This is a genomic window from Melaminivora sp., assembly GCF_032059615.1.
Classification (GTDB): Bacteria; Pseudomonadota; Gammaproteobacteria; order Burkholderiales; family Burkholderiaceae_C; genus Melaminivora.
Window position 1 is genome coordinate 39,901 of the sequence record NZ_DAMCAM010000020.1, and the last position, 8,804, is coordinate 48,704.

Sequence of the window (8,804 nt, forward strand, 5' to 3'; positions counted from 1 at the left end):
CTTTCGTGACCCCTCCCTTCTTTGACGCCGTCATCATCGGCGCCGGCGCCGCCGGCCTGTTCTGCGCCGCCCAGGCAGGGCAGCGCGGCCTGCGGGTGCTGCTGATCGACCACTCGGCGCGCGTGGCCGAGAAGATCCGCATCTCCGGCGGCGGTCGCTGCAATTTCACCAACCGCGACCTGGACGTGCGCGCGCCGCAGCGCCACTTCGTCGGCGCCAACCCGCAGTTTTGCCGCTCGGCGCTGAGTCGCTATACGCCGGCCGACTTCATCGCCCTGGTGCAGCGCCACGGCATCGCCTTCCACGAAAAGCATAAGGGCCAGCTGTTTTGCGACCGCTCGGCCGAGGACCTCATCGGCCTCCTGCTGGCCGAGTGCGCCGACGGCGGCGTCGAGCGCTGGCAGCCCTGCAGTGTGAAAAATGTGGCCTTTTTGGCCGCAGGCCCAGAGCAGACAACGGGTCATTGCTATGAAATCGATACCGACCGGGGCCCGGTGCAGGCGCGCAGCCTGGTCGTGGCCACGGGCGGCCTGTCGATTCCGAAGATCGGCGCGACCGATTTCGGCTACCGCATCGCGCGCCAGTTCGGCGTGCCCCTGGTGGAGCAGCGCCCCGGCCTGGTGCCGCTGACCTTCGACGGCGCGGCCTGGGCGCCCTACGCCGGCCTGGCCGGCCTGGCGCTGCCGGTGGCCATCGCCACGGGCGAGGGCAAGAAGGGGCGAGCCGTCTTTCACGAGGATCTGCTGTTCACGCACCGCGGCCTGTCGGGCCCGGCGGTGCTGCAGATTTCCAGCTATTGGCAGCCGGGCACGGCGCTGCAGATCGACCTGGCGCCGGGCACCGACCTGGGCGCGGCCCTGCTGCAGGCCAAGGCGCGCTCCAGGAAGCGCATCGCCAACGAACTCGCCGCCCATGTGCCGACGCGCCTGGCCGACGCCTGGGCCGGCCAGAACGAGGAATGGCAGCGCCCCGTGAACGAGGCCGGCGACCGCGCCCTGCAGCGCCTGGCCGAGGCCCTGGCCGACTGGCGCCTGACCCCCACCGGCACCGAGGGCTACAAGAAGGCCGAGGTGACCCTGGGCGGCGTGGACACGCGCGCCCTGTCGCAGCAGAGCCTGGAGTGTCGCCACCAACCCGGGCTGTACTTCATCGGCGAGGTGGTGGACGTGACGGGCTGGCTGGGCGGCTACAACTTCCAGTGGGCCTGGTCCAGCGCCCACGCCTGCGCGCAGGCGCTGGCCGCAGGTTGAAGAGGCATCCGCCCCGCCCTTCCCGCTTCTGCCGCCTTCCTCGCCACTTGCACACTCCCCATCCAGACTCCGCTCGAGGCCAGCCATGCAGCGTCGCCACCTTCTTCGCCCCCCGGCCGCCCTGGCGCTGGCCACGGCCCTGTCTGCATGCGGACAGCGGCCACCCCTGCAGCCCGCCAGCGGCGCAGGCCTGCCGGGGCCCGCACCCGCCGGCGCGCCCCGCCCTGGCCGCCCGCCCGCGCAGGCCGCGGGAGCAACCCCGGGCGCACGCCCGGTGCCGGCGCTGCGCCCCGGCGCGGTGGTCGCGGTGCTGGCCCCTGCCTCACCGGCGGCCGGGCAGGCGCAGGCGGCGGCCCAGTGGCTGACCGCCCGCGGCTTCGTGCCGCGGCTGCACGCCAGCGCGCTGCAGCAGCCGCAGGGGCTGGACGGCCATGAGTTTCCGGCTGCGGGCGATGCCGAGCGGGCGCACGACCTGCACGCCGCCTTCGCCGATCCCGAGGTGGGCGCCATCGTCTGCCTGCGCGGCGGCTACGGCAGCGCGCAGCTGCTGGCGCGGCTGGACTGGGAGCTGCTGCGGCGCCATCCCAAGCCGTTCGTCGGCTACAGCGACATCACTGCCCTACACCTGGCACTGGCGCGCGAGGCGGGTTTCGTCACTTTCCACGGCCCCATGCTCGCATCCGACCTGCTGCGCGAGCCGCCCGAGCCGACCGAATCGCTCCTGGGGTCGCTGCTGCAGGGCCGGCTGGGCGCGGGCGACTGGCTGCCCCACCCCGAGCCGGCCAGCCTCGTGCCCCTGCGCGGGGGCGTGGCGCAGGGGCCGCTGGTGGGGGGCAACCTGGCGCTGATCAGCGCCCTCATGGGCACGCGCTGGGAGGTGGCCACGCAAGGCTCCATCCTGTTCATCGAGGACGTGGGCGAGGCGCCCTACAAGATCGACCGCATGCTGCTGCAGTTGCAGCTGGCCGGCAAACTGGAGCAGGTGCGCGGCGTGCTGGTCGGGGATTTTTCCGACATTTCGGCGGACACCAGCACGCCTGGGCGCCGCGAGGCGGATGCGCGGCGCCTCGCGCAGGTCCTGCGCGAGCGGCTGCTGCCGCTCGGTGTGCCGGTGCTGGCGGGCTGGAAGAGCGGCCACTGCCGACCCAACCTGACGTTGCCGCTGGGCGCCCTGGTCACGCTGGACGCCGACCGGGGCGGCCTGCAGCTGGCGCAGGGCGTCACCACCGCCTGAGCTGGAGCTCACCAATACGCTATATAATGCCCGGCTTTGCTGGCAAACGCCCGTCGGCCAATACTAGTTAGAGACGGGCAAAACCGCCGCGCACGGCTTGTGGGCCCGATCTTCCCGCAAACCCTCTGCTGGCACCCACTGGAAAACATGAGCTGATGACCACCATCCGTGTAAAAGAAAACGAACCCTTTGACGTGGCCCTGCGCCGCTTCAAGCGCACCATCGAAAAGCTGGGCCTGCTGACCGACCTGCGCGCCCGCGAGTTCTACGAAAAGCCCACCGCCGAGCGCAAGCGCAAGAAGGCCGCCGCCGTCAAGCGCCACTACAAGCGCGTGCGCAGCATGCAGCTGCCCAAGAAGCTGTACTGACCGGCACCCTGCCGTGGCGCGCCGCGAACGAGTCTGTCGTTCACCGGTCTCGCCCCACAACCCGCGCCAGGGACGCCAGGCGCGGGTTTTTTGTTGCTTTTTTCCATCAGGAGACCGCCATGGGCCTGAAGAGCCAGATCACCGAAGACATGAAGTCCGCCATGCGTGCCAGGGACAGCGGGCGGCTGGGCACCATCCGCCTGCTGCAGGCGGCCATCAAGCAGCGCGAGGTGGATGAGCGCATCGAGCTCGACGATGCCGCCGTGGTGGCGACGCTGGACAAGCTGATCAAGCAGCGCAAGGACAGCATCCAGGCCTTCGAGGCCGCCGGCCGCCAGGACCTGGCGGACCAGGAAAAGGCCGAGCTGGCGGTGCTGTCGGCCTACCTGCCCGAGCGCATGTCGGCCGCCGAGGTCGAGGAGGCCGTGCGCGCCATCGTTGCCGAGACGGGCGCAAGCGGCCCGGCCGACATGGGCCGCGTCATGGGCGTGGCCAAGACGCGCCTGGCCGGCAAGGCCGAGATGGGCCAGGTCTCCAGCGCGGTGAAGGCGGCTCTGTCACGCTGACGCTATAGTTTGCATAGCAAAAGACCGGTGCCTATCAAGGATTTGCAAGTGTTTTTCATCGCAAGTCCAGGAATTACGCTGGGTTGTTGCTCACTTTTTCATACCAACCGGAAAATCCCGCGGAGACCCTCATGCAGTGCCCCTTTCAGATTGCCGTGATCGCCGGCGACGGCATCGGCCGTGAAGTCATGCCCGAGGGCCTGCGCTGCGTGCAGGCCGCTGCCGAGCGCTTTGGCCTGGAGCTGGAGCTGCACCCGCTCGACTGGGCGCACTGCGACTACTACCTGGAACACGGGCGCATGATGCCCGAGGACTGGAAGGCGCAGCTCAGCGGCATGGACGCCATTTATTTCGGCGCCGTCGGCTGGCCGGCCACGGTGCCCGACCATGTCTCGCTGTGGGGATCGCTGCTGAAGTTCCGCCGCGAGTTCGACCAGTACATCAACCTGCGCCCGGTGCGCCTGTTCGAGGGCGTGCCCTGCCCGCTGGCCGGCAGAAAGCCTGGCGACATCGACTACGTGGTGGTGCGCGAGAACACCGAGGGCGAATACACGGCGCTGGGCGGCATCATGTTCGAGGGCACGGAGCGCGAGATCGTGATCCAGGAATCGGTCTATTCGCGCAAGGGCGCCGAACGGTTGCTGCGTTTCGCCTTCGACCTGGCCGCCAGCCGCGAGCGCCGGCATGTGACGCTGGCGACCAAGAGCAACGGCATCGCCATTAGCATGCCCTGGTGGGACCAGCGCGCCGAAGAAGTGGCGCAGGACTACCCCGGCGTGGTGCTGGACAAGCAGCACATCGACATCCTAGCGGCGCGCTTCGTGCTGCAGCCGGGACGCTTCGACGTGGTGGCGGCAACCAACCTGTTCGGCGACATCCTGTCCGACCTGGGGCCGGCGACCACGGGCACCATCGGCCTTGCGCCTTCGGCCAACCTGAACCCGGAACGCAGCTTTCCCAGCCTGTTCGAGCCGGTACACGGCTCGGCGCCGGACATCTATGGGCGCGGCATCGCCAACCCGATCGCCATGGTCTGGTCGGGCGCGCTGATGCTGGACTTTCTTACCGAGGGAGACGGCGCGGGCCGCGCTGCGCACGACGCCATGCTGCGCGCCATCGAGCAGGTGCTGCGTTCGGGCCCGCGCACGCCCGACCTGGGCGGCAGCGCCAGCACGGCGGAAGTCGGCCAAGCCTTGGCCGCGGCCATCGCCCAGGCCTGACGCAGCTGCCAAGGCCCGGCCGGCCCGGTCAGCCCGGGCTGCCGCGTGGGCACAGGGATCTGGCTGTCAGGGCGAGAACTTCGCGCAGTCGAGCGGCCGCTCGCCGGTGGGCACCGGGCAGCGGTTCATCTCGAAGGGCGATTGCGCGAGCAGGGTGGTCAGGGCGCTGGAGACCATGACGATGGCCCAGAACACGAAGAAGGCGATGGTATAGACCCCCTGGCGCGACAACGTGACGGGCTGGTCGAACCAGTAGAGCGAGCCCGGATCGACGAACGCAAAAACCACCATCTCCAGCACGCCCGCCATCAGGAAAGCGGGCCAGCCTATCCACATCATCCGTTGGGTGCGCATCAGTGACCTCCATGCAATGCCTGCAGACTAGCACTGCGACGGCTGCGTGCAAAGGTGGCCACTCCTGAATCCCTGTCAGACCGCGCCGCGAAAAAACCTGTTAAAGCGGCGCACCGCTGCGATGAGTCGATGAGGCGATGCAGCGGCGCGGCGGCAGCGGTGCCGCGCGGCTGCCGCACGCTCACCGGGGCTTGTGCTCGGCCGGGGTGGCTGCGTGGTTGCGCCCCTTGATGGCTGGCTCCATGCCGGCAGCCTGCTGGGTGCCCGCCGCGGCCCCGCCCTCTTCCTGCAGCGTCTTGTTGATGTCCAGCCCGCGCTGGTAGTAGTCCTCGGCCACCACGGGGTCGGGCCGGCTCATGGCCAGCCACAGGGTGAAGAAGCCGGCCACGACCACGATGGCGGGGCCGGCGATGATCAGCCAGACATGGCCGTACTTCCACCACGGCTGCGAGGGCGGCTGGCCGGCAGCCTGAGGGGACGGAGAGGAAGACATCTTGGTGCTCATGGAAGGCGCCCGGGCCCGCACGACCGGCGGGCATCATGGAAGGAAAAAGCCCCGAAGCCGCCCGGCAGGGGCTTCGGGGTGGATCGCCGCGGCTGCGAGGCCCGCGGGTGGCGTCAGCGCGGCACCAGGAAGACGGATTTTTCCGCCACCTGGACGCCGGTGGTCTCGGCGCGGATGTCGAAGTACACGGTATGCGAGCCGGGCGGCACCGCGCCGTAGGGCAGGTGCAGCCGCACCGACACCCAGCGCGAATCCGCTGCGTCGATGTCGACCTCGGGCTCGGAGGCCAGCTCCAGCCCTTCGAGGCCGCGGGCGCTGATGGCGTAGCGCTGCGGCTGCTCGGTGGCGTTCATGATCTGCAGGCGATAGACGTTCTCCAGCTTGCCGCCGGCCACGATGCGCGACAGCGCGGCGCGGTCGCGCACCACGTCCACCTTGAAGGGCGTGCGCACCACAAGGCTCGCCAGCATGCCCAGGCACAGCGCCACCAGCACGCCCGAGTACAGCAGCACGCGCGGGCGGAACACGCGCTTGAGCATCTGCGACTGCGTCCAGTGGTTGGCCACGCCGTTCTGCGTGGAAAACCGGATCAGCCCGCGCGGGTACTTCATCTTGTCCATCACGGTGTCGCAGGCGTCCACGCACAGGCCGCAGCCGATGCATTCGTACTGCAGGCCGTTTCGGATGTCGATGCCCGTGGGGCAGACCTGCACGCACAGGGTGCAGTCGATGCAGTCGCCCAGGCCCTTGGCCTTGTAGTCGATGGTCTTGTTACGCGGCCCGCGCGGCTCGCCGCGCTCGGGGTCGTAGGTCACGACCATGGTGTCCTTGTCGAACATCGCGCTCTGGAAGCGCGCGTACGGGCACATGTACTTGCACACCTGCTCGCGCAGGAAGCCGGCATTGCCGTAGGTGGCGAAACCGTAGAAGAGGACCCAGAAGATCTGCCACGAGCCCTGCAGCGCCATCAGCTCGCCGCCGAGCTCGCGGATGGGCACGAAATAGCCCACGAAGGTGAAGCCTGTCCAGAAGGACACGGCGATCCAGACGGCCTGCTTGAGCGTCTTCTTCCAGATTTTCTCGAAGGTCCACGGCCCGTTGTCCAGGCGCATGCGCGCGCTGCGGTCGCCCTCGATCTTGTGCTCGATCCACATGAAGATCTCGGTATAGACCGTCTGCGGGCAGGCAAAGCCGCACCACAGCCGCCCCGCCACCGCCGTGAACAGAAACAGCGACAGCGCCGAGATGATGAGCAGGCCGGTGAGGTAGATGAAGTCCTGCGGGTACAGCACCAGCCCGAAGATGTAGAAGCGCCTTGCCCCCAGGTCGAACAGCACCATCTGGCGCTCGCCCCACTGCAGCCAAGGCAGGCCGTAGAAGACCAGCTGCGTGAGGTACACCATGGCCCAGCGCCAGCGCGCGAACAGGCCGCTGATGGAGCGCGGGTAGATTTTCTTCTGCGCCTCGTACAGCGAGACCATCTCGCCCTGGGAACTCCCCTGGGCTGCGGGAACGATGGGAATGATCTTCTTGCGGGGCTGCCCGTCGGCTGGCTTCATTTGGCGATCTCGGGGAGAAAGGGTCGGTGGCTGGCAGGACCCTTTCCGGAAACGAAAAAACGGCCGGAGTCCCGCTCGGGGAGCGGGACCGCCGGCCGCACATCAGGGCATCAGCGGTTGCCGCCGGCCTTGTTGTTGGACAGGCCCCAGACGTAGGCCGTCAGCACATTGATCTGCGCATCGGTCAGCTTGTCCTTCTGCGCCGGCATTTCATTGGTCTTGCCGTTGTTGATGATATTCACAATCGCGGCCTCGCCCCAGCCATGCAACCAGATGTCATCGGTGAGGTTGGGGGCACCCAGGGCCGTGTTGCCCTTGCCATCCGCGCCGTGGCAGGCCGCACAGGCCGTGAACTTGGACTTGCCCAGCGACGCCTTGAGGGAGTCGTGCGGGCTGCCCGACAGGCTCAGCACGTAGTGGGCCACGTTGCGCACGTCATCGCTGGAGCCGACGGCGGCGGCCATTGGGGGCATGATGCCCACACGGCCTTCCTTGATGGTCTGGTGGATGTTCTCCGGCGTGCCGCCGTGCAGCCAGTCGCCATCCACCAGGCTGGGGAAGCCCTTGCTGCCGCGGGCGTCCGAGCCGTGGCACTGCGCGCAGTTGTTCATGAACAGGCGGTCGCCGATGGCCATGGCCGCCGGGTCGGTGGCCAGCTCTTCGGTCTTCATGCTGGCGAAGCGCGCGTAGATGGGTTCGAGCTCCGTCTGGGCGCGGTTGACCTCGGCGCGGTACTCGCCGAGCTGCGACCAGCCGAGCTGGCCCTTGTAGGTGCCCAGGCCCGGATAGGCGATCAGGTAGCCGGCGCCGAAGATCAGCGTCAGCACGAACAGCCACATCCACCAGCGGGGCATGGGGTTGTTCATCTCCGTCAGGTCCTCGTCCCAGACGTGGCCGGTGGTGTTGTCGGCGGCGGACTCGATCTTCTTGCGCGAGGTCAGCCACAGCAGCAGGGCGCAGCCGACGATGCCGGCGATGGTGATGCCCGCTACGTAGAGGGACCAGAAATTACTGGTGAAATCGCTCATGGGTTATCTCTTTTATGGGTGCGGTAGTCCATCAGTCCTCGATGAAGGGCAGTTGCGCCGCCTCATCGAAGCGGGCCTGGTTGCGGCGCATGTACGCCCAGAACCAGATGCCCACGAAGCACGCCAGCGATGCCAGCGTGGCCACGATGCGCATGGTGGTGATGTCCATGGCAGCTCCTTCTGATTACTTGAGCGCCCGGCCCAGGACCTGCAGATAGGACACGACGGCGTCCATCTCGGTCTTGCCCTTGACGGCCTCGGAGGCCCCGGCGATCTCTTCGTCGGTGTACGGCACGCCCACCGTGCGCAGCGCCTTCATGTGGCGCGGCATGGCCTCGGCGTCCACCTGGTTCTTTTCCAGCCACGGGTAGGCGGGCATGTTGGACTCGGGCACCACGTCACGCGGGTTGTTCAGGTGGATGCGGTGCCACTCGTCGCTGTACTTGCCGCCCACGCGGTGCAGGTCGGGGCCGGTGCGTTTGGAGCCCCACTGGAAGGGATGGTCATAGACGAACTCGCCTGCCACCGAGTAGTGGCCGTAGCGCAGCGTCTCGGCGCGGAACGGACGGATCATCTGCGAGTGGCAGTTGTAGCAGCCCTCGCGCACATAGACGTCGCGCCCGGCCAATTGCAGCGCGGTGTAGGGCTTGACGCCCTGCACGGCTTCGGTGGTGGACTTCTGGAAGAACAGCGGCACGATCTCCACCAGGCCGCCGATGG

The 8,804-nt window shown here is 68.2% G+C and carries 11 protein-coding genes; 5 read left to right on the forward strand and 6 right to left on the reverse strand.

What is annotated here, in order from left to right; genetic code table 11:
• Nucleotides 1-5: 5 nt before the first annotated feature.
• From RT051_RS06405 to RT051_RS06425, 5 genes are all read left to right on the forward strand, one after another.
• On the forward strand, nucleotides 6-1,250 hold the full coding sequence (locus RT051_RS06405) for an NAD(P)/FAD-dependent oxidoreductase (RefSeq protein WP_313073848.1): 1,245 nt from the start codon (nucleotides 6-8) through the stop codon (nucleotides 1,248-1,250).
• Nucleotides 1,251-1,335: 85 nt separating this feature from the next.
• A complete protein-coding gene (locus RT051_RS06410; protein ID WP_313073851.1) occupies nucleotides 1,336-2,484 on the forward strand; it encodes an LD-carboxypeptidase in 1,149 nt (382 codons plus the stop codon).
• 155 nt (nucleotides 2,485-2,639) lie between these two features.
• Nucleotides 2,640-2,852 carry a 30S ribosomal protein S21 gene (rpsU, locus tag RT051_RS06415; protein ID WP_007833691.1) on the forward strand — a complete coding sequence of 71 codons (213 nt, stop codon included), beginning with the start codon at nucleotides 2,640-2,642 and terminating at the stop codon, nucleotides 2,850-2,852.
• 119 nt (nucleotides 2,853-2,971) lie between these two features.
• Nucleotides 2,972-3,418: a GatB/YqeY domain-containing protein gene (locus RT051_RS06420; RefSeq protein ID WP_313073855.1), complete on the forward strand. Its 447-nt coding sequence runs from the start codon at nucleotides 2,972-2,974 to the stop codon at nucleotides 3,416-3,418.
• 131 nt (nucleotides 3,419-3,549) lie between these two features.
• Nucleotides 3,550-4,638 carry a tartrate dehydrogenase gene (locus tag RT051_RS06425; RefSeq protein ID WP_313073857.1) on the forward strand — a complete coding sequence of 363 codons (1,089 nt, stop codon included), beginning with the start codon at nucleotides 3,550-3,552 and terminating at the stop codon, nucleotides 4,636-4,638.
• 66 nt (nucleotides 4,639-4,704) lie between these two features.
• Here RT051_RS06425 and RT051_RS06430 read toward each other — a convergent pair whose 3' ends face one another.
• The 6 genes from RT051_RS06430 to ccoO all read right to left on the reverse strand — a co-directional run.
• Nucleotides 4,705-4,992, reverse strand: a complete 288-nt coding sequence (locus tag RT051_RS06430; protein ID WP_313073860.1) for a hypothetical protein — start codon at nucleotides 4,990-4,992, stop codon at nucleotides 4,705-4,707.
• Between the two features lie 181 nt (nucleotides 4,993-5,173).
• Nucleotides 5,174-5,497: a FixH family protein gene (locus tag RT051_RS06435; protein WP_313073863.1), complete on the reverse strand. Its 324-nt coding sequence runs from the start codon at nucleotides 5,495-5,497 to the stop codon at nucleotides 5,174-5,176.
• 113 nt (nucleotides 5,498-5,610) lie between these two features.
• Nucleotides 5,611-7,056 carry a cytochrome c oxidase accessory protein CcoG gene (ccoG, locus tag RT051_RS06440; RefSeq protein WP_313073866.1) on the reverse strand — a complete coding sequence of 482 codons (1,446 nt, stop codon included), beginning with the start codon at nucleotides 7,054-7,056 and terminating at the stop codon, nucleotides 5,611-5,613.
• Nucleotides 7,057-7,166: 110 nt separating this feature from the next.
• Nucleotides 7,167-8,084, reverse strand: a complete 918-nt coding sequence (gene ccoP, locus RT051_RS06445) for a cytochrome-c oxidase, cbb3-type subunit III (RefSeq protein WP_313073869.1) — start codon at nucleotides 8,082-8,084, stop codon at nucleotides 7,167-7,169.
• Between the two features lie 31 nt (nucleotides 8,085-8,115).
• Nucleotides 8,116-8,253, reverse strand: coding sequence for a cbb3-type cytochrome c oxidase subunit 3 (locus tag RT051_RS06450; RefSeq protein ID WP_313073872.1), 138 nt, complete (start codon nucleotides 8,251-8,253; stop codon nucleotides 8,116-8,118).
• A gap of 15 nt (nucleotides 8,254-8,268) precedes the next feature.
• Nucleotides 8,269-8,804 (reverse strand): cytochrome-c oxidase, cbb3-type subunit II (gene ccoO / locus RT051_RS06455; RefSeq protein WP_313073875.1); only part of this gene is annotated, 536 nt, incomplete at its 5' end.

Coding starts and splice junctions, on each gene's coding strand:
- RT051_RS06410 (WP_313073851.1), top strand. CDS start 1,336: ATGCAGCGTCGCCACCTTCTTCGCCCCCCGGCCGCCCTGGCGCTGGCC.
- rpsU (WP_007833691.1), top strand. CDS start 2,640: ATGACCACCATCCGTGTAAAAGAAAACGAACCCTTTGACGTGGCCCTG.
- RT051_RS06420 (WP_313073855.1), top strand. CDS start 2,972: ATGGGCCTGAAGAGCCAGATCACCGAAGACATGAAGTCCGCCATGCGT.
- RT051_RS06425 (WP_313073857.1), top strand. CDS start 3,550: ATGCAGTGCCCCTTTCAGATTGCCGTGATCGCCGGCGACGGCATCGGC.
- RT051_RS06430 (WP_313073860.1), bottom strand. CDS start 4,992: ATGCGCACCCAACGGATGATGTGGATAGGCTGGCCCGCTTTCCTGATG.
- RT051_RS06435 (WP_313073863.1), bottom strand. CDS start 5,497: ATGAGCACCAAGATGTCTTCCTCTCCGTCCCCTCAGGCTGCCGGCCAG.
- ccoG (WP_313073866.1), bottom strand. CDS start 7,056: ATGAAGCCAGCCGACGGGCAGCCCCGCAAGAAGATCATTCCCATCGTT.
- ccoP (WP_313073869.1), bottom strand. CDS start 8,084: ATGAGCGATTTCACCAGTAATTTCTGGTCCCTCTACGTAGCGGGCATC.
- RT051_RS06450 (WP_313073872.1), bottom strand. CDS start 8,253: ATGGACATCACCACCATGCGCATCGTGGCCACGCTGGCATCGCTGGCG.